The sequence below is a fragment of the Klebsiella quasivariicola genome (genome assembly GCF_002269255.1).
Taxonomy (GTDB): Bacteria; Pseudomonadota; Gammaproteobacteria; order Enterobacterales; family Enterobacteriaceae; genus Klebsiella; species Klebsiella quasivariicola.
The window spans coordinates 2,020,407-2,038,921 of sequence record NZ_CP022823.1 but is presented as its reverse complement, the minus strand read 5'-3'; the positions used below and the strand labels follow the sequence as shown (position 1 = coordinate 2,038,921).

The 18,515-nt window shown below is 51.1% G+C and carries 15 protein-coding genes, 2 tRNA genes and 1 pseudogene; 11 read left to right on the top strand and 7 right to left on the bottom strand.

All coding sequences use genetic code 11. The features are described 5' to 3' along the window. Positions 1–5: 5 nt before the first annotated feature. A pseudogene (locus tag B8P98_RS10175) lies at positions 6–711 on the bottom strand (phosphohydrolase). A 42-nt stretch (positions 712–753) separates the two neighbouring features. Then, complete coding sequence (gene drpB, locus B8P98_RS10170) at positions 754–1,035, bottom strand: cell division protein DrpB (RefSeq protein WP_025711145.1); 282 nt, start codon at positions 1,033–1,035, stop codon at positions 754–756. A gap of 539 nt (positions 1,036–1,574) precedes the next feature. Between drpB and ompC the strand changes: the two genes are divergently transcribed. Continuing rightward, positions 1,575–2,720, top strand: a complete 1,146-nt coding sequence (gene ompC, locus B8P98_RS10160; protein WP_025711147.1) for a porin OmpC — start codon at positions 1,575–1,577, stop codon at positions 2,718–2,720. A gap of 272 nt (positions 2,721–2,992) precedes the next feature. Here the strand turns inward: ompC and B8P98_RS10155 are convergent. Next, a tRNA-Ser gene (locus B8P98_RS10155) sits at positions 2,993–3,082 on the bottom strand. Positions 3,083–3,172: 90 nt separating this feature from the next. On the opposite strand from B8P98_RS10155, the gene mtfA reads away from it, so the two are divergent. The 5 genes from mtfA (at position 3,173) to B8P98_RS10130 (ending at position 10,553) form a co-directional block, all read left to right on the top strand. Continuing rightward, complete coding sequence (mtfA, locus tag B8P98_RS10150; protein ID WP_165931779.1) at positions 3,173–3,973, top strand: DgsA anti-repressor MtfA; 801 nt, start codon at positions 3,173–3,175, stop codon at positions 3,971–3,973. 100 nt (positions 3,974–4,073) lie between these two features. Next, positions 4,074–4,149, top strand: a tRNA-Asn gene (locus B8P98_RS10145). A 161-nt stretch (positions 4,150–4,310) separates the two neighbouring features. Continuing rightward, positions 4,311–5,561, top strand: a complete 1,251-nt coding sequence (locus B8P98_RS10140; RefSeq protein WP_080924906.1) for a tyrosine-type recombinase/integrase — start codon at positions 4,311–4,313, stop codon at positions 5,559–5,561. Positions 5,562–6,195: 634 nt separating this feature from the next. Then, positions 6,196–7,365, top strand: coding sequence for an efflux RND transporter periplasmic adaptor subunit (locus B8P98_RS10135; protein WP_080896648.1), 1,170 nt, complete (start codon positions 6,196–6,198; stop codon positions 7,363–7,365). After that, complete coding sequence (locus B8P98_RS10130; RefSeq protein ID WP_095032963.1) at positions 7,362–10,553, top strand: efflux RND transporter permease subunit; 3,192 nt, start codon at positions 7,362–7,364, stop codon at positions 10,551–10,553. Before B8P98_RS10135 ends, B8P98_RS10130 begins: the two co-directional genes overlap by 4 nt. A gap of 54 nt (positions 10,554–10,607) precedes the next feature. Here B8P98_RS10130 and B8P98_RS10125 read toward each other — a convergent pair whose 3' ends face one another. Next, entirely contained in the window at positions 10,608–11,027 is a 420-nt protein-coding gene (locus B8P98_RS10125; protein WP_020078429.1) for an Rrf2 family transcriptional regulator, read from the bottom strand. Positions 11,028–11,138: 111 nt separating this feature from the next. Here B8P98_RS10125 and B8P98_RS10120 point away from each other — a divergent pair, with 111 nt between their 5' ends. Then, complete coding sequence (locus B8P98_RS10120) at positions 11,139–11,513, top strand: hypothetical protein (protein ID WP_080924908.1); 375 nt, start codon at positions 11,139–11,141, stop codon at positions 11,511–11,513. Between the two features lie 327 nt (positions 11,514–11,840). Here B8P98_RS10120 and B8P98_RS10115 read toward each other — a convergent pair whose 3' ends face one another. Next, entirely contained in the window at positions 11,841–12,785 is a 945-nt protein-coding gene (locus tag B8P98_RS10115; protein WP_075324496.1) for an AraC family transcriptional regulator, read from the bottom strand. A gap of 197 nt (positions 12,786–12,982) precedes the next feature. On the opposite strand from B8P98_RS10115, the gene B8P98_RS10110 reads away from it, so the two are divergent. The 4 genes from B8P98_RS10110 (at position 12,983) to B8P98_RS10095 (ending at position 16,042) form a co-directional block, all read left to right on the top strand. Then, positions 12,983–13,726, top strand: a complete 744-nt coding sequence (locus tag B8P98_RS10110; RefSeq protein WP_095032962.1) for an SDR family oxidoreductase — start codon at positions 12,983–12,985, stop codon at positions 13,724–13,726. 34 nt (positions 13,727–13,760) lie between these two features. Beyond that, on the top strand, positions 13,761–14,528 hold the full coding sequence (locus B8P98_RS10105) for an SDR family NAD(P)-dependent oxidoreductase (protein ID WP_020078425.1): 768 nt from the start codon (positions 13,761–13,763) through the stop codon (positions 14,526–14,528). A 35-nt stretch (positions 14,529–14,563) separates the two neighbouring features. Then, the gene (locus B8P98_RS10100; protein WP_080924911.1) at positions 14,564–15,421 is read left to right on the top strand and encodes an SDR family oxidoreductase; all 858 of its coding nucleotides are present in this window, start codon (positions 14,564–14,566) and stop codon (positions 15,419–15,421) included. Between the two features lie 63 nt (positions 15,422–15,484). Continuing rightward, entirely contained in the window at positions 15,485–16,042 is a 558-nt protein-coding gene (locus B8P98_RS10095; protein ID WP_080896646.1) for a flavin reductase family protein, read from the top strand. Positions 16,043–16,208: 166 nt separating this feature from the next. Here the strand turns inward: B8P98_RS10095 and B8P98_RS10090 are convergent, their stop codons facing one another. Both B8P98_RS10090 and B8P98_RS10085 read right to left on the bottom strand, forming a co-directional pair. Beyond that, on the bottom strand, positions 16,209–17,114 hold the full coding sequence (locus tag B8P98_RS10090) for a LysR family transcriptional regulator (protein ID WP_095032961.1): 906 nt from the start codon (positions 17,112–17,114) through the stop codon (positions 16,209–16,211). A 105-nt stretch (positions 17,115–17,219) separates the two neighbouring features. Beyond that, positions 17,220–18,433 (bottom strand): IS3 family transposase gene (locus tag B8P98_RS10085; protein ID WP_095032960.1). Its coding sequence is split into 2 segments (ribosomal slippage): positions 17,220–18,139 and positions 18,139–18,433, totalling 1,215 coding nucleotides; the frame shifts between segments, so codons are not numbered across the junction. Positions 18,434–18,515 lie beyond the last annotated feature (82 nt).

Below are 18,515 nucleotides of genomic sequence, written 5' to 3'. Positions count from 1 at the left end.
ATAAATCACGGGTCGGTTGACGCCTGCGGTGCAAAGCGGCGTAAAACCGCTTCATCCAGCGCCAGCGGCTCGCCCTGCAGCTCCGCGCTAAGCTTGGCCATAAATTCGACGAGAAAGCGCATTATGCTCGGCCATCGCTCTGCCTCTGACTGTTTGCATGCTTTCCGGCAGGCGCAGGAGTTTGCACTGGAAATGGTCGAGGGCATATTTTCTGTCATCCAGCGCCCGCTGGTCGGCAAAGGGATCAGCGGCATCAAACAAGATGGTGTTCAGCGCGCCGGAGACGGCGAAGACCCGCGCCAGACCAATCGCCCCCAACGACTCAAGACGGTCGGCATCCTGCACAATCTTCGCTTCCAGCGTCCGGGGGGAAATAGACGCGCTAAAGCTGTGCGCTTCAATGGCATGACTGACCGCCGAATAACGCTCTGCAGGAAAATCGGCAAACGACGACTGCAGGATAGCGAGCGTCTTCTCGGCGGCCATCATGGAGGAGCGGCTTCGCTCGGGATGATTTTTTGGCAGACTGACGATGTCATGAAAATAGCAAGCCGTCAGCAGCACCAGTTGGTCAACATCCTCCCCTGCGGCCAGTTGAGTGGCCGTGGCCCAGACGCGACGAAAATGGGACAGATCGTGCGCGGCATCATCCTGCGTGTGATGCGTGAGTATCCAGTGCTCAAACCGTTGCTGCCAGTCAATCAGGTCCATAGGCTTTCCTCTCTATAAAGGTCAGCCTCGAGCATAGCAACTTTACCGCTGATTATCCTGGCCACCGCGGGACGGTCGGGTATACCAGACGACCGCGCCGAGTATCGCCCCAATGCCCCCGAGAACCAGCATCCCCAACAGCGCACCCAGCCATTTCCCTGCCGTGGTTCCAAAATCGCCGTCCACGCTGGCGCCGGGAACGCTCTGAATTTTTCCGACCACCCACCAGTAACGCACAATGACCCAGATACAGTATCCGCAAAAAGCATACAACGCCCATAACGCGAGCTTCCCTCCGGGGCTGCGTTTTGCCTGCTCTTCCATCTCTTTCCTCTCCGTGACACAACACACTACCGCCACCAAAAACGTGACTAACATCACATTATACCGCCAACCTGCGTCACAGGCAGCAGTTTCATCTCTTTCTTCTGCGCCAGCTCGCGACTTCTGCTGCCAATGCACACAGACTGAAGAGGTGTCTTGATTATTTCCCCGTAAGCTTAAAGCCATTCATTCTTTAAATAACGCAAGCTGAGTTAATAATTTCCTGGTTATTTCCATTCACGAAAAATAAATTTCCATAATGAATAATGCCTTTGACTATAATTTATACAATCCATTTCATAACATTAACAACATCTAACCAATGTTCCAATAAAGCATTGCTATATAATAAGATAATAAATCTTGCACAAACATCCAAATTTAATATAAAGAACCACATGGAAATAATTAGAAATATTTTACATTATTTATTTACATATTTTATTTTAAATAAAGGTGAACTTAGTCGTTAGTATCGGATCGTCATTCCGGAGGGTTTGTCATAATTCATAGCAATTATTATTAAAAGGGAATATATAATGAAAAGAAAAGTACTGGCACTCATGGTACCGGCACTCTTAATGGCCAATGCCGTTAACGCCGCGGAAATCTATAACAACAACGGCAACAAACTGGACCTCTACGGTAAAGTCGACGGCCTGCATTACTTCTCTGACGACACTTCAGAGGACGGCGATCAGACTTATGTTCGCTTTGGTCTGAAAGGCGAAACACAAATTGCCTCAGAATTAACCGGCTACGGTCAGTGGGAATACAACATTCAGGCAAACACCACCGAAAAAGAAGGCGCGAATTCCTGGACCCGTCTCGGCTTTGCCGGTCTGAAGTTTGCCGACTGGGGCTCACTGGATTACGGTCGTAACTACGGCGTAGTTTACGACATCGAATCCTGGACCGATATGTTGCCGGAATTCGGCGGCGATACCTACACCCAGACCGACGTCTACATGACCGGCCGTACCAACGGCGTGGCCACCTATCGTAACAGCGACTTCTTCGGCCTCGTCGATGGCCTGCACTTCGCCCTGCAGTATCAGGGTAATAATGAAAACGCCGGTTCTGGCGAAGGCACTAATAACGGCGGTGATCGTAAACTGGCGCGGGAAAATGGCGACGGTTTCGGTATCTCCAGCTACTACGATCTCGATATGGGCATCAGCTTCGGGGCAGCCTATTCGTCTTCTGACCGTACCCATAACCAGCTGGCAGAAGCTCGTAGCAGCCAGCGCTACGCCAATGGCGATAAAGCCGATGCCTGGACCGTCGGGGCGAAATATGACGCCAACAACATCTATCTGGCCGCCATGTATGCAGAAACCCGCAACATGACCTTCTACGGCAACGATAGTTTTGGTGGGATTGCCAACAAAACGCAGAACTTCGAAGTGGTCGCGCAGTATCAGTTTGACGACTTTAATTTACCGCTGCGTCCGTCTGTCGCCTATCTGCAGTCGAAGGGTAAAGATCTCTACACCTATTCCCGCTACGGCGACAAGGATCTGGTCAAGTATGTTGACGTGGGCATGACCTACTACTTCAACAAAAATATGTCCACCTATGTGGATTACAAAATCAACCTGCTGGATGAAGACGACCGCTTCTATAAAAACAGCGGTATCGCGACCGATGACATCGTCGCCCTCGGTCTGGTCTATCAGTTCTAATCCCCCTCTAAGCCCGCGCTCAGCGGGCTTTTTCTTACTCCCGCTCCGTTGAGATCACTCTTTTCAACATTGCCGCTTTCCAGGCGCACCTTCCCTCTTTATGATGCGTTTAAGCTCGTTCGGGCAACATTCAGCGGTAAGGACACAAAAGGATAAGGCGCGCAGGCGTTTTACGCTGAAACCAGGACGATGATGATGGCGATACCCCAGCCCAGGCGTTATACCTGAAGCTAACGGAGTCATCGAAGGGGAATGGTCTTACGAGGAAAAAGTGGCGGAGAGAGGGGGATTTGAACCCCCGGTAGAGTTGCCCCTACTCCGGTTTTCGAGACCGGTCCGTTCAGCCGCTCCGGCATCTCTCCGCTGTGATGGTTGCTATAATGCCAGGATCTTTGGCATTTTAATAGCACCTGTTTCGGTAATCGTGTTCAAGTGACGACTTTGCGAGCAATATGATGTTTAAATGGCCCTGGAAAGCAGATGATGAGTCCGGCAACGCAGAGATGCCCTGGGAGCAAGCGCTTGCCATTCCGGTTTTAGCCCATCTTTCGCCCTCTGAGCAGCAGAAGCTTACGCAGATGGCTGCCCGTTTTTTACAGCAAAAGCGGCTGGTGGCCCTGCAGGGGCTGGAGCTGACTCCGCTGCATCAGGCGCGCATTGCTATGCTCTTTTGCCTGCCCGTTCTTGAACTTGGCATTGAGTGGCTGGACGGTTTCCATGAGGTCCTGATCTACCCTGCCCCGTTTGTGGTCGATGACGAATGGGAAGATGATATTGGACTGGTTCATAATCAACGGGTAGTACAATCGGGACAGAGCTGGCAGCAGGGTCCAGTGGTGCTGAACTGGCTGGATATTCAGGACTCGTTTGATGCCTCAGGCTTTAACCTCGTGGTGCATGAAGTGGCGCATAAGCTTGATGCGAGAAACGGCGATCGGGCCAGCGGCGTGCCTCTCATCCCGCTGCGCGAGGTTGCTGGGTGGGAGCACGATCTCCACGCGGCGATGAACAACATTCAGGATGAGATAGACCTGGTGGGAGAGAGTGCAGCGAGCATTGATGCCTATGCGGCGACCGATCCTGCGGAATGTTTTGCCGTGTTATCAGAATATTTTTTCAGCGCTCCCGAATTATTTGCGCCTCGTTTCCCGGCCCTGTGGCAGCGTTTCTGCCAGTTTTACCGACAGGACCCGCTAATGCGTATTCGTGAGAATGGCCTGCAGGATGAAGACGAACGGCGCATTGTACACTAAAACAACGTGTTGAACTAAATTTAGCCATTTGAATCAGCGTGTTAATTTTAGTGTTGACACAAAAATGCGGGGCCAGTAGTATGCGCCTCGTTCACACGATTCCTCTGTAGTTCAGTCGGTAGAACGGCGGACTGTTAATCCGTATGTCACTGGTTCGAGTCCAGTCAGAGGAGCCAATTTCCTGTTTTCATGCATCCTTGCGAATCATTATATGATGTTGGTTCAACAGGTTAGCGTGAAAACTCTTCCCGGTGCATTTTGATTTTACCCTCCGCATCGGGAAAAATTGGTGGTCAAATCTGGGGTCAGGTTAGTTCGATAATGGAGTGACCCCCATATGTCCCTTACCGACGCGAAAATCCGCACTCTCAAGCCTTCTGATAAACCCTTTAAAGTCTCCGATTCCCACGGTCTGTATCTGCTGGTCAAGCCGGGTGGCTCACGTCACTGGTATCTCAAGTACCGTATTAACGGTAAAGAATCCCGCATTGCGCTGGGTGCCTATCCTGCCGTCTCCCTGTCTGATGCGCGACAGCAGCGTGAAGGTGTCCGTAAAATGCTGGCGCTGAACATCAACCCGGTACAGCAGCGGGCTGCTGAACGTGGCTCACGAACACCGGATAAAGCTTTTAAAAACGTGGCGCGGGCGTGGCATAAAACTAACCGGAAATGGTCGCAGAACACCGCTGACCGTCTGCTTGCCAGCCTGAACAATCACATCTTTCCGGTTATCGGGAACCTGCCTGTATCAGAACTTAAACCCCGTCATTTCATTGACCTGCTGAAAGGGATCGAGGAAAAAGGTCTGCTGGAAGTTGCGTCCCGCACGCGGCAGCACTTGAGTAACATAATGCGCCATGCGGTCCATCAGGGGTTAATCGATACTAACCCGGCAGCAAACCTTGGCGGCGTGACCACACCTCCTGTCAGACGGCACTATCCTGCCCTGCCACTGGAGCGGCTGCCTGAACTGCTTGAACGTATTGAGGCATATCATCAGGGCCGCGAACTTACCCGGCTTGCCGTCCTGCTGATGCTGCATGTGTTCATTCGCTCCAGTGAACTGCGTTTCGCCCGCTGGTCAGAGATTGATTTCACAAACCGGGTCTGGACGATACCCGCGACGCGAGAACCCATTATTGGCGTGCGTTATTCCGAGCGCGGGGCCAAAATGCGAATGCCGCATATCGTCCCCCTCTCAGAACATGTCATCGCCATTCTGAAACAGATTAAAGATATCACCGGTAATAATGAACTGGTCTTCCCCGGCGACCATAACCCGTATAAGCCAATGTGTGAAAACACGGTCAACAAGGCATTGCGGGTGATGGGCTACGACACAAAAAAGGATATCTGTGGCCACGGCTTTCGGGCGATGGCATGCAGTGCGCTGATGGAATCGGGTTTATGGTCAAAGGACGCAGTAGAACGCCAGATGAGTCATCAGGAGCGCAATACCGTGCGCATGGCTTATATTCACAAGGCAGAACATCTGGAAGCCCGCAAGGCGATGATGCAGTGGTGGTCCGATTATCTGGATATATGCCGTGAAGCCTACGTTCCACCATATTTCCTTATCAGAAAATAAAGCATTACGCCAGATAGTTCATGAATTATCTGGCGTAACAAATCAACCCCATATCGGCGTCAATTGATATGGTTTTTTTAGTTTAAATCCCATGACTGCGAAGGAGTAATGACTCCTGTAAGGTATTTGCCTTTGAAAAAGGCTATTGCGGATGTTCTCTACAGAACATTCCATAGTCTTAAAACGGCCGACAAAGGAAAACTCTAAGAAATGCAGATCAGGCTCCTGACGTATCGAACACGCTGCTGGTTTAGGGCGAGAAGGTACTCGGCTATTAACTTGACGTGAACATTACTGTGTTTGCTTCCCAGCCCCACTCATTCTCCCGGTAAAACCGGAATGTTATCAAGACTGATTAAATAGCAAATAAAAACAACTTTCTCGTGAAAGATTGCATTCACTTTAACGGAATTGAAAACATCACACGCAAAATATCATGTAACTTTCATGGTTTCATGTGATAAGCTAACTCATGTCCCTTGTAAAGTTACATGAGTTTATCTTTCCGATGCGAGTTTGCAACGTCTTATGGTGCGCACACATCACAAAGTAACGCAGGTAAACGCTGTGACATGTAGGGGCCAACAAACAACTTAACTTTACCTTTATAACCACATGATTTTTGGAATGATTTATGACTGTATCGTTCAAACTTCGCATGTTGTGCTTAACCGGTACACTGGCTGTCATCGGGCTGTTCCTTTCAAAACAGAGCGTCATACCCGGCGCGTATGCACTTGAGACATCAAACTTTAAAACGGTGCGAACTACGTCCGCAGTTGTTCATACGGTAAACGACTGGGTCGAATTCTCGGGAAAACTGGAAGCCACCGATGAGGTCACTGTACGTTCAAAAGTTACAGGCTCGATTGTGGATGTTAAGTTCAGGGATGGTCAGTTGGTCAGGAAAGGCGATATTTTATTTATTATCGATCCAGCCCCTTATAAGACTGAACTGGCCCGGGCTCGTGCAGCATACGCGCAGGCAAAAGCGAAGCAGGACTTGGCATTGCTGGATCTGTCCCGGGGTAAAAAACTTATCGGGACCCATGCTATCTCACAGCGCGATTATGACGTTCTGAACAATGCCGCCCGGGAATCGAAAGCAGCCAGGGAGATTGCCGAAGCTGAGGTCGAGAGCGCCAGGCTCAGCGAAAGCTATACCCGGATCACCGCACCGGTAACTGGCCGTATTTCCAGAGCAGAACTGACAGTCGGTAATCTGGTCGCAGCCGGTATTGACAGTCCGGTTCTTGCATCCATTGTTGCTCTTGATCCCTTGTATGTCGCTTTTAATGCGGATGAACGAACCTATCTTAATTATATCGACAAGCTTTCAAATAAAGACAAACCTGAAGTGCTGGTAGGACTGGCCGATGAAAAAGATTATCCACATAAAGCCATTCTTCATTCTGTGGATAATCATCTCAGTACTGAAACCGGCACTATCAGGATGCGCGCACTTCTTGATAATCCAACATCAAGGTTGCTTCCCGGTTTACAGGCTCGGGTCAGACTCCAGGCAAGCAAATCTTATACAGCAGTAATGATTGACCAGACACTGATCCGCACCGACCAGGACAGACGCTATGTTCTGGTAGTCGGAAACAATGACAAAGTTGAATATCGCCCCCTCGAACTGGGAAACAGACAGGGGGAACTGATTGTTGTGAAAAAAGGCCTCAATAAGGGTGACAGAGTTATTTCCGATGGGGCGCAGTTGGTCAGTCCCGGTGAAACAGTCGTTGTCAGCAAAGACGAATCCCCTTCTTCAAAATCCCGGGAAGGAAATAAGTCATCATGAAAGTATCAAAATTCTTTATCGACAGGCCGGTTTTTGCTGGAGTACTGTCTGCGTTGTTCATTCTGGCAGGGATTATCGCCATATTTCGTCTACCGGTATCGGAATACCCACCGGTTGTCCCCCCATCCGTTATCGTTCATGCCCAGTATCCTGGAGCCAATGCCACTACGATTGCACAGACGGTTGCAGCTCCAATAGAGGAAACTGTGAACGGCGTAGAGAATATGCTGTATATGCAGTCACTTTCAAATGAGGATGGCAATCTCTATCTGACAGTGACCTTCAAACTGGGCACAGATCCCGATCAGGCTCAGCAATGGGTGCAGAACCGGGTGTCGCAGGCTCTGCCCCGGTTACCTGAAGATGTCCAGCGACTGGGTGTCACAACGAATAAAAGCTCGCCGAATATCACACTTGCCGTTCATATGATATCGCCTGATGGCAGATATAACGATAATTACATCAGTAATTACGCCATACGTAACATCAAAGACCAGCTCTCGCGTATTGAGGGAGTTGGCCAAGTATCAGTATGGGGCCCCGGTGGTTACGCGATGCGAATCTGGCTTAATCCTGATGCTATGGCTGCTCGCGGACTGACGACATCAGATGTCGCCTCTGCTATCCGTGAACAAAACGCCCAGTCACCAGTGGGAAGCGTTGGCGCAGCCCCTATGGCGGAAGAAACACCGTTACAGTTGTCAGTTAATGCCAGCGGTCGGCTTAAAACGGCTGAAGAATTTGGCAACATTGTGCTTCATGCCCGACAGGATACCAGAACGACATTATTGAAGGATGTCACCCGTATTGAACTGGCCGCTGAAAATTATGCCATGCGTACTTACCTGGATAAAAAGCCTGCGGTAGCGCTGGCCATACAGGAGTCTCCGGGCGCAAATGCTCTGGAAATTGCCTCACGGGTAAGTCGCACAATGGAAGAGCTGAAAAAACAGTTCCCCGAAGGACTGGATTACCAGATAGTTTACAATCCAACCAAATCAGTCAGGGCGGGTATAGAAGCTGTGCTTCATACTCTTTTTGAGGCCATACTCCTCGTGGTACTGGTTGTTTTTCTTTTCCTCCAGACCTGGCGCGCCTCAGTCATTCCTCTGCTGGCTGTTCCCGTTTCGATAACCGGCACAATGGCATTTCTGTACCTTTTTGGGTTTTCAATCAATGCCCTGAGCCTTTTTGGCCTCGTCCTGGCTATTGGCATTGTCGTTGATGATGCCATTGTTGTTGTTGAAAATGTAGAAAGAAACATAGAAAGAGGCATGACGCCATATCATGCCGCCTGCAAGGCTATGCAGGAAGTCAGTAGTCCCATTATTGCGATCGCGCTGACGCTGAGTGCCGTATTTGTTCCGCTGGCTTTTATGAGTGGCCTGACCGGGAGGTTTTATCAGCAGTTTGCAGTGACAATAGCAGTTTCAACGATTATCTCCGCTATTAACTCCCTTACGCTCTCACCGGCTCTCTCTGCCATGCTGCTGAAGTCACGTGATTCAGACAGCGACTGGCTTACGCGCATTATGCATCGTAGTTGTGGACGGTTCTTTACTGTTTTCAACCGCCTGTTCAACAGTAGTGCCAGGCGATATGAAAAAGGTGTTGGCGCGCTTGGCCAGCGCAAGATTCTGATTATGGTGATTTATGGCATTCTGCTGGCAATTACGCTGTTACTGGGCAGGTCTGTACCTGGGGGGTTTATCCCTGCTCAGGATAAAGAATACCTTATCAGTTTTGTGCAGCTTCCTGCTGGCGCATCATTGTCCAGAACAGACCGGGTACTGGAAAAAATGAATGAAATAGCACGAAGTGAGCCAGGAGTATCTTCCACATCTTCTTATGCTGGATTGTCTGTAAACGGCACCACCACAAGCCCTGGTTCCGGTCTGACATTTGTCCTCCTCAAGCCTTTTGAGCAACGGCCTGGCATCAGCGCAGATGATGTTGCCGCCTCTCTGAATGCCAGATATCAGTCACTTCCTGGCGCAGATTTTGCGGCCGTTTTCCCGGCACCACCCGTTATGGGTCTGGGTTCCCTGGGGGGATTCAAATTGCAGCTTGAAGACAGAGGAAATATCGGTTACGACGGAATGGCCGAAGTACTTCGACGCTTTCAGGCAGAAGCAGCTAAATCACCTGTGCTGACGCCACTTTTTTCAACATACCAGAATAATTCTCCACAAATTAATGTCGATATTGACCGTAATCGCGCCAAACAACTTGGGGTGAACATCAGTGATATCACCGAGACATTACAATCCTATCTTGGCTCATATTATATAAATGATTTCAATATAATAGGTCGTGTATATCAGGTAAGAATGCAGGCCGACGCAGAGTTCAGGGCGACCCCGGAGGATATACTGAAACTACAGACCCGAAATGCCGATGGCAATATGGTACCGCTGTCTGCCATAGCCCGTATTGAGCCGACACACGGTCCTGAGCTGGTTACCCGTTATAACGGTTTTACAGCGGTCGATCTTAGTGGCGCTCCTGCTCCAGGCTATTCTTCAAGTCAGGCGATGGAAGAGATTGAACGTATAGCGATGAAAACACTTCCACCCGGCGTAGAGTATGAGTGGACAGACCTGACCTACCAGCAAATTCTTGCAGGCAACAGTGCCGTCTGGATTTTTCCACTCTGTGTATTATTGGTATTCTTGGTACTGGCTGCCCAGTATGAAAGCCTTACGCTCCCTTTGGCTGTCATTATGATTGTCCCAATGAGTATCCTTTCTGCACTTACCGGGGTGTGGCTGACTCATGGGGACAATAATATCTTTACGCAAATTGGATTTATCGTCCTGGTCGGGCTCGCATCTAAAAATGCCATTCTTATCGTTGAATTTGCCCGTGAACTTGAGCTTTCAGGTAAGTCTGCCTTTAACGCGGTGAAAGAGGCATGCCGTCTCAGGCTGCGTCCAATTCTGATGACCTCACTGGCTTTCATCATGGGTGTAATCCCCCTGATGGTATCGCATGGAGCAGGCGCTGAGATGCGTCAGGCAATTGGGATATCAGTATTCTTTGGCATGCTCGGCGTCACCCTTTTTGGCTTGTTTATGACCCCCGTGTTCTACCTGTTAGCCCGACAAATATCAGGGAAACCACTGCACTCGGCCACTTTACCGGACGCGCCTGAGGAACAGCCGATAACAGAACAGGCTTCAGACTAAAATTTATGGTGACCTTTCAACAGCCGGACATTATATGATGCCCGGCTGTTGAATTTATTTATGTTTAAGGACTTCCGGCACAAGCTTATCAAGGGTAAGTTCAGCAAAGCGGTTCGTAATCAGACGTCTCGCCTCTTCAAGCGTATCACTTATTTCATTGTTAACTGCATCCTCTATCTGGCATTTGTCATGTTCAGTCGCCCAGCCTATTGAAAAAAGTTCAGTGCTGCCAATAGCGTGGAAAACCTGAAGGAGAGTGATGTCTCCGAGAGGTTTCTGGAGTGTCCAGCCACCTCCATGCCCTTTTTCAGAATGAATGATACCCGCCTGTTTGAGCCCCTGGAAAAGGCGTCTGACCACAACCGGATTCGTATTGATCATCGAGGCTATATCTTCGGAGGTAACGGGATCGCGGATTTTATCCATATGTATCAGCACGTGTAATGCACGGGACAGCCGGTGGTCTTTTCTCATTTTTTATCCTGTTTTCTGCGAAGTTGCTTATGAAACTTTCGTTGTTGCATAAGTGGCGCGATTTCATGTATCTTATACTATTACATGAAATCCATACAGAGAGTATTTTTTATGTCATTCGATAATGTGTTAGAACAGTTATGGGTCTGCCTCGTCATTGCACTGATGTCCAGTTGCATTTCAATCACCGTCACGCAGCAGGAAATGTTTCGCCCGTTGCGTGAATGGATGGTCAAAAAAAATGCCATGATAGGCTACCTGTTCAGTTGTTTTTATTGTTTCAGTCACTGGGTGGTTTTTGCCGGTGTTGCAATTTACAGGCCCGTTCTTGTTCATTCCGGATTCTGGTTAATTGACCTTGCGGTTACGGCATTCTTTACCATCGGTTTAACGGCTATGTTCAGCGGGATCATTCTGAAAGTAATGAGAAACGCTATCGCCAAAGCAATTGAAGAAAAAGAAATGAAAGACAAGCTGGGTTTGTAAATCGAACGGAGCCTGAAAACCTGGTGATGAAAACAGGACGGTTAGCCCGGCAATCTGCGCGTATAAATGGCACTACTGCTTTACGCTTTCGCACCAGGTTTTGCGATGTTTTTACGTTCGTCTTCCACGCAGTTCACAGAGGTACGGGTACATACTGGTTCTGGCTGCCGGTGTTGATGTGCCGGCAGGTGTAGCTGACATTTTTGTTACGAAAGAAAATCCCACAGGTTATTCAGATAACCTTCATATCAGCATGAACTGTTAGCGTCCTGGCGTCTCAGTCCGGTTTACAGTGAACATTTGCGCATGAATATCGACAGTTGCAGATTAGTGTGTCGATGTCGCTGCTTCGAGTTGCGCAGGTTCCATCAGTGCGAATGCCGTGCGCATTTTACGTGTCTCCTCTCCGGGACTGCGACCAAACAGTCTTTTGAACTCCCGATTGAACTGCGACGCACTTTCGTAGCCGACCCGAGCTGCTGCCCCTGCTGCAGTAACGTTGTCCCGTATCATCATCAGTCGCGCCTGATGAAGACGTACTGACTTGATGTACTGAATGGGAGAAGTCGCCGCCACGGCTTTGAAATGCGCATGAAAAGCCGGAACGCTCAGGCCAGCTTCGTGCGCAAGTGAAGCCACATCCAGTGGACGGGCGTAATCGAGGTGGATACGCCGTAACGTACGTGCAATACGTCCAAAGTTGCCATGGCAGGCCAGCGCAGCACGAATGGCTCCGCCCTGTTCACCCAGCAGCACACGAAAAATCAGCTCCCGCACAATCCCCGGCCCCAGAACCCGCGCTTCAAGTGGTGAAAATAATACCTTCAGAAGACGAACTGTCGTATCTGCCAGCGTGTCGTCAAGTGGTGTGGAGACAATGCCAACGGGTGAACCTGATGCAGTGGCATGGTGATCGACAGCCATAACCAGGTCTGCCACAGCTGTCATATCCAGCCGAATGGACACAGCAAGAAAAGGTTCTGCCGGGCTGGCATCTGTCTCGCTTGAAAATGGCAGAGGTACTGACAGCACCAGGTAGTGCAAAGGGTCGTAGTGGTAAACCCTGTCAGCCAGGTAACCTCTTTTGTGCCCCTGACAGACAATAACAATGCCTGGTTCGTACAACACGGGGGTACGCCCCAGCGCACCGTCAGCACGCATCAGACGCACGCCATCCAGCAACGTACGGGTGTGACCTTCATGTGGGGCGAGCTGGCAAATCATAGCCGCCATTTCGGACTGTTGAGATATGGAGGGCAATCTTTCTGGCATACATCAGACCTGCTAACTGAATTTAATGATTATATTTTCACTCCCTGCATGCTTAAAAATCAATAAAGAAAATAGGATTAGGCAATGATGCAAGAGTGTCAGGCCTGTCGTCGTATGTGCCCTCTCTTTATGATACCTGCCTGTTTGATATTCCAATGACATTCCCTGTCCCGCCCGGTGACAGGCAAGGAGGAGTGATGAAAACAGTGGTATCAGAAACGTCTAAGGTGGTCATTCTTACCGGTGCCAGTAGTGGTATAGGTGAGGCCACAGCCCGTCATCTTTCCAGTAAGGGGCATCATTTGTTTATCGGTGCCAGACGTATGGAAAAACTGACCGCACTGGCGACAGAATTGCGGGCAATGGGGGGTAATGTTGATGCCATGGCAATTGACGTCACGCAACCAGAAGATTTGCAACGCATCGCAGCCAGGGCGCTGGAGAAGCACGGACGCATTGACGCGCTCATAAATAACGCTGGCGTTATGCCACTCTCACCGCTGGCAGCGTTGAAGGTCGAAGAGTGGAACCGCATGCTGGATGTCAATGTTCGGGGCGTTCTGCACGGAATAGCCGCCGTCCTGCCGATCATGCAGGAGCAGGGTTATGGCCACATCATTAATATTGCCTCCACAGGCGCGTATACGGTCTCGCCCACAGCCGCTGTCTATTGCGCCAGCAAGTTTGCCGTGCGCGCTATTTCTGACGGACTGCGACAGGAGACCGACGCGATCCGGGTGACGCTGGTCAGCCCGGGGGGGGTCGAGTCAGAACTTGCCGATCATATTACGGACGAAACAGCCCGGACTGCCATGCGCGAATTCCGGCGCATCGCCTTACCTCCGGAGCCCGTGGCGCAGGCAATCGCCTATGCCATCGAACAACCCGCTGGCGTTGATATCAGCGAACTCATCGTCCGCCCTGTGGCCAGTCCTCATTAACCGTAAACATGTTTTCATTTATTCAGGAGTGTTCATGTCAGAGTCAGGCTCTTTTTCCAGGGCTATGCCCTTTGCAGGCCGTGTTGCGATTGTCACCGGTGCCGCCAGCGGTATCGGCCTGGCGACCGTCGAACTGTTGCACCGCCAGGGCGCTCGTATCGTCGCAGTTGGCCGGGGGGATAATGTCAATGCGCTAGCACGTGAAGGCATTGTCCCCGTTGTCGCCGACGTGACTCAGGAAGCCAGTGCGGAACTGGCCGTGCGGACTGCAACAGAACAGTTCGGTCGCCTCGACGTCTTAATCAACAACGCTGGCATCATCATCAACCAGCCCGTGGCAGAAATGACGCTCAGGGAATGGAACCAGGTCATGGCTGTTAATGCCACGGGGGCATTCCTTTTTTCAAGGGAAGCCATGCGCCCAATGATGGCGGCAAAATCGGGTGCAATCGTTAATATTGGTTCTTACGCCTGTTATCAGTCTTTTCCCGGTATCGCCGCCTATGCAGCCTCCAAGGGGGCGCTGGCACAGTTAACCCGCACACTCGCGCTGGAGGCTATCGCTCACGGTATTCGTGTTAATGCAGTCGGTTCCGGAGATGCGGTGACAAACATCACGAATACAATCCAGCCCGACGGGCAGGCATATCTGGCAGAGCATGGTCGTAAAGCGCCTGTTGGTCGTGCAGCCCACCCCGATGAAATCGCAGAAGTAGCAGCCTTTCTGGCGTCAGACAGGGCCAGTTACATTGTCGGCGCAGTGGTTATGGCCGACGGTGGCATGAGTGTCGCCATTCAGTGATGCAATTCATTTTTCAACAACAGGAGTCTTCATCAATGCAACAACAAACCTCCCCTGCAAAAGTCTGGTTTATCACCGGCGCTGCTCGTGGTATTGGCCTTTCACTGGCACGCCAGTTACTGGCGCGAGGCGATGCCGTAGCCGCAACCTCCCGCACCCTGACCAGTCTGCGTCAGGCATTCGGCGACGATAACGCGCGACTGCTGGCGCTGGAGGTGGACCTGGTGAACGAAGCCAGCGTTCAAAAAGCCATCGACAGCACCATTGCCGCCTTCGGGCGCGTTGACTGTGTGGTCAACAACGCAGGCTACGGCCAGCAGGGCACCATTGAAGCATTAACCGACAGCGAATTGCGTCGCAATTTCGATGTTAACGTATTTGCTCCCCTGCATGTACTGCGCCATGCCCTGCCGCATATGCGTACGCGGCGCAGCGGCCATATCTTCAACGTGGCGTCGATCGTGGGCTTTCAGGGCGGTTACGCGGGCTGGGGCAGCTATGTCGCCAGCAAATTCGCACTGGCCGGTCTGACCGAAACCCTGGCGGCCGAACTGGCCGAGCTGAACATCAGAGCCACAGTGGTTTATCCAGGACCGGTGCGCACCGGGTTCCTGTCAAAGGAGACGCTGGTCGTGGCCCAGCGCACAATCTCTGATTATACCGAAGCTCAGGCCTCGCTGGACCTCCATCTGAACGGTCTGGACGGCAAACAGGCTGGCAATCCTGATAAAGTCGCTTCTCTGATACTGCAGGCGGCCAGTGCTGACACCCCACCCGTGCATCTTTTTGCAGGTAAGATTGCTAACACCCTTGCTGAACAAAAAATGCATGCAGTGAGTCAGGACATTGATGTCTGGCGAAGTGCGTCAGATGCCACGGATTTTGAAGAGTAATACCCCATTCACCGGGGACATGTGAACCACACTGTCCCTGATTTGCTTTCTGGAGGATATCTCATGCATGACAGCCTGCCTGCGGAGAAAGCGTACCGTATTCTTGAAGCTGGTCCCGTTATTCTGGTATCCACGAGGGGGACAGATGGCCGAACGAATCTGATGACCGCAGGTTTTCACATGATGATGCAGCATGCCCCACCGCTGGTCGGTGTGATTATCGGCCCCTGGGATTACAGCTATCAGGCGCTGTCAGATACAGGGGAATGTGTTCTGGCTGTACCGCCAGCCGGGATGGCAAAGACCGTTGTGGACATCGGTAATTGCTCGGGGGAAACAGACGACAAATTTTCGCGTTTCGGCCTGACGCCCGTCGCCGCGCAATCGATCAGTGCGCCTCTGGTAGATGAATGCCTGGCTAACCTGGAGTGCAGAGTGGTGGATGACCGCCAGGTGCGGCTCTATAACCTGTGGGTGCTGGAAGTTCGGCGGATTTGGCTTGACAGCGCATGGCAGGAACTGCGCCTGCTCCACCATCAGGGCGATGGCCGTTTCAGTGTCGACGGAGAGATGCTTGACCTTAGTGACAGGATGGTAAAATGGCGCGACCTGATGAACTGAATGTTGTTCCATTCTGACTACAAGCGCTTGCTGGCAATACATCACCGGTAAAAGCCGGTAATGTATTGTCATGAAAAAGGACGCAGGTCTTGTGATCCATCCCGTAGCAGGATCTGACGGCCAACAGAATGAAAATGTACGCTAAAAAGTTAACTCTCTTTTTACTTTACTGACGATTATCCGGGTGACTTAACATCGTTCTGCTCCAGTCATAAAAAGCGCGAACTGACGGTGGTATATAACGGCTATAGGGGTATACCAGGGATAGCGGTAATTTAGAGGTGCTGTTCTCCAGACAGGAGACCAGTTCCCCGCTTTGCAGGTACGGCATAGCCAGATAACTGGCGACACGGATTAACCCAACCCCCTCTATCCCGGCCTGAATATAGGCATCGGTATCGTCAACGATTAGCACCTCTCTCATACGGATCGCCCGATCCCCACCATCAAGGGTAAAAAACCATTCAGTTGTGCGTCCGGTGCGGTGATTCAGATAGCCAACCGCGTGATGCTTTTCCAGTTCATCCAGTTTTTGCGGCTTGCCGAAAGCATCAATATAAGACGGCGCGGCCAGAACGACCCAGGTAAAACCAGGCAGTGGGCGGGCAACCAGGGTTGTTGAATCTTCGATCCTGCCAGTACGGATCACGCAGTCATACCCTTCCCTGATGATATCCTCAACATTATCGCTTGAGCACAGCATCACTTCCAGCCCGGGGTACTGGCGGAGAAACGACGGGAGCCCGGGGATAATGCAATGTCGGGCGAGGGAATGGGGCATCCCCACTTTGAAACGGCCTCCTGGCTGCTCAGATCGGGTGGGAAAAGACGACTCCATGGCCGCAATATCCGTCAGGATCCTTTTGCATTCGTCGTAGTAGCGCTGGCCCTCCGCCGTGATGCTGAGTTTGCGGGTAGTACGCTGCAAAAGCTGGATACCAAGCCAGGACTCCAGCTCCCGGATAACCCTGGAAACCGTAGAGCGTGGCAGGCCAAGCACTTCTGCCGCTCTTGCAAGGCCATGCGAGTCCACCACGCTGACATAGACCTGCATTGCTCCCAGTTTATCCATCCCGTCCTCTCTTGCCTGTACACGTTTATTATCCCATAACAGCGAATAGTCTAACCCGGTTCCGTGATCTTATCGAAGGTCCATCGCTGCCTTACTCTGTAGTGGTCAAGTAATATTGGCCACGGTTTTACAGTAAAAATGGTACCTGTTCTCAGACTCTTCCGGCGTCAACCCACCGTTATAATGGTGAGGTCTGACGCTGTTGTAGTAGTTCAATATGTAACCATTAATTTGCTGTCGGGCTTCGTCCTTGCCTGCGTAACCATTCACCGGTACCCATTCTGTTTTCAGACTGCGGAAGAAGCGTTCCATGGGACTATTATCCCAGCAGTTTCCCCGCCGACTGACGCTTTGTTTTATTCTGTAACGCCAGAGAAGTTGTTGATATTTCAGACCGGTATACTGGCTTCCCTGATCGCTATGGAACATGACATCACGCGGTTGACCACGTGTTTCATAGGCCATCCGCAGGGCACTGCTTATCAGTGCGGTATCGGCATGTACTGACAGACTCCAGCCGATAACCCTGCGGGCAAAAAGATCCATGACGACCGCCAGATAGCACCAGCGATTTCCGGCCCAGATATACGTAATGTCTCCGCACCACACCCGGTCTGGCTTGGGCACAGCGAACTGACGCTCGAGCAGATTAGGCAGGCAGGTATGCTCCTGACGGGCATTTTTGTACTGATGTTTTCCAGGCTGGCAACTGCTCAGGTTCAGATGTTTCATCAGACGCCCCGCACGGTAACGGCTCATCGGGACGCCGTTTTGGGTCAGCATGTCAGCCAGAGTACGCGCCCCTGCTGAGCCCCGGCTCTGATTCCACGCCCGGCGTATTTCGCTGCACAGCCTGACTCGCGCCGGATTAACCGTATCGCGTCGTTTTCGCCAGTATCGGTAACTGCTGCGGTGTATTCCCAGAGCAGAACACAGGCTGACGACCGTGTGGCTGTCACTCAGTCTGGCAACTATCGTGAACCGTTCAGTGAGTCGGACATCAAGAGCGCGGTAGCCTTTTTTAATATCGTATTCTGTTCCTCCAGGCGACGAACCTGCTTTTCCAGCTCGCGGATACGTTGCTGGTCTGGAGTAATAGGTGTGGCAGAGGGCGTAATCCCCTGGCGCTCACGCCTGAGCTGGCGTACCCAGCTCTCAAGCGTGGTAGAACCGACATTCATCGCTTCACTGGCTTGTCGATAGGAGTAGCCCTTATCAACAATCAGCTGTGCACATTCCATCCTGAACTCGGGGGTGAAAGTACGCTTAGTTTTCTTGTTCATTAAGTCACCTGTTTTGTGTTGAGGTGAGAATATCACCTTTAATCAGGTGGCCAAATTTACTGTGCCACTACACTCTTACTCCCACTCAATGAACAAGTCTAACAGCGTATAAGGAACC

Excerpts from the sequence above, each read along its gene's own strand:
- B8P98_RS10135 (WP_080896648.1), top strand. The coding sequence starts at position 6,196 with ATGACTGTATCGTTCAAACTTCGCATGTTGTGCTTAACCGGTACACTG.
- ompC (WP_025711147.1), top strand. The coding sequence starts at position 1,575 with ATGAAAAGAAAAGTACTGGCACTCATGGTACCGGCACTCTTAATGGCC.
- mtfA (WP_165931779.1), top strand. The coding sequence starts at position 3,173 with ATGATGTTTAAATGGCCCTGGAAAGCAGATGATGAGTCCGGCAACGCA.
- drpB (WP_025711145.1), bottom strand. The coding sequence starts at position 1,035 with ATGGAAGAGCAGGCAAAACGCAGCCCCGGAGGGAAGCTCGCGTTATGG.
- B8P98_RS10100 (WP_080924911.1), top strand. The coding sequence starts at position 14,564 with ATGCAACAACAAACCTCCCCTGCAAAAGTCTGGTTTATCACCGGCGCT.
- B8P98_RS10110 (WP_095032962.1), top strand. The coding sequence starts at position 12,983 with ATGAAAACAGTGGTATCAGAAACGTCTAAGGTGGTCATTCTTACCGGT.
- B8P98_RS10125 (WP_020078429.1), bottom strand. The coding sequence starts at position 11,027 with ATGAGAAAAGACCACCGGCTGTCCCGTGCATTACACGTGCTGATACAT.
- B8P98_RS10140 (WP_080924906.1), top strand. The coding sequence starts at position 4,311 with ATGTCCCTTACCGACGCGAAAATCCGCACTCTCAAGCCTTCTGATAAA.
- B8P98_RS10120 (WP_080924908.1), top strand. The coding sequence starts at position 11,139 with ATGTCATTCGATAATGTGTTAGAACAGTTATGGGTCTGCCTCGTCATT.
- B8P98_RS10105 (WP_020078425.1), top strand. The coding sequence starts at position 13,761 with ATGTCAGAGTCAGGCTCTTTTTCCAGGGCTATGCCCTTTGCAGGCCGT.
- B8P98_RS10115 (WP_075324496.1), bottom strand. The coding sequence starts at position 12,785 with ATGCCAGAAAGATTGCCCTCCATATCTCAACAGTCCGAAATGGCGGCT.
- B8P98_RS10090 (WP_095032961.1), bottom strand. The coding sequence starts at position 17,114 with ATGGATAAACTGGGAGCAATGCAGGTCTATGTCAGCGTGGTGGACTCG.
- B8P98_RS10130 (WP_095032963.1), top strand. The coding sequence starts at position 7,362 with ATGAAAGTATCAAAATTCTTTATCGACAGGCCGGTTTTTGCTGGAGTA.
- B8P98_RS10095 (WP_080896646.1), top strand. The coding sequence starts at position 15,485 with ATGCATGACAGCCTGCCTGCGGAGAAAGCGTACCGTATTCTTGAAGCT.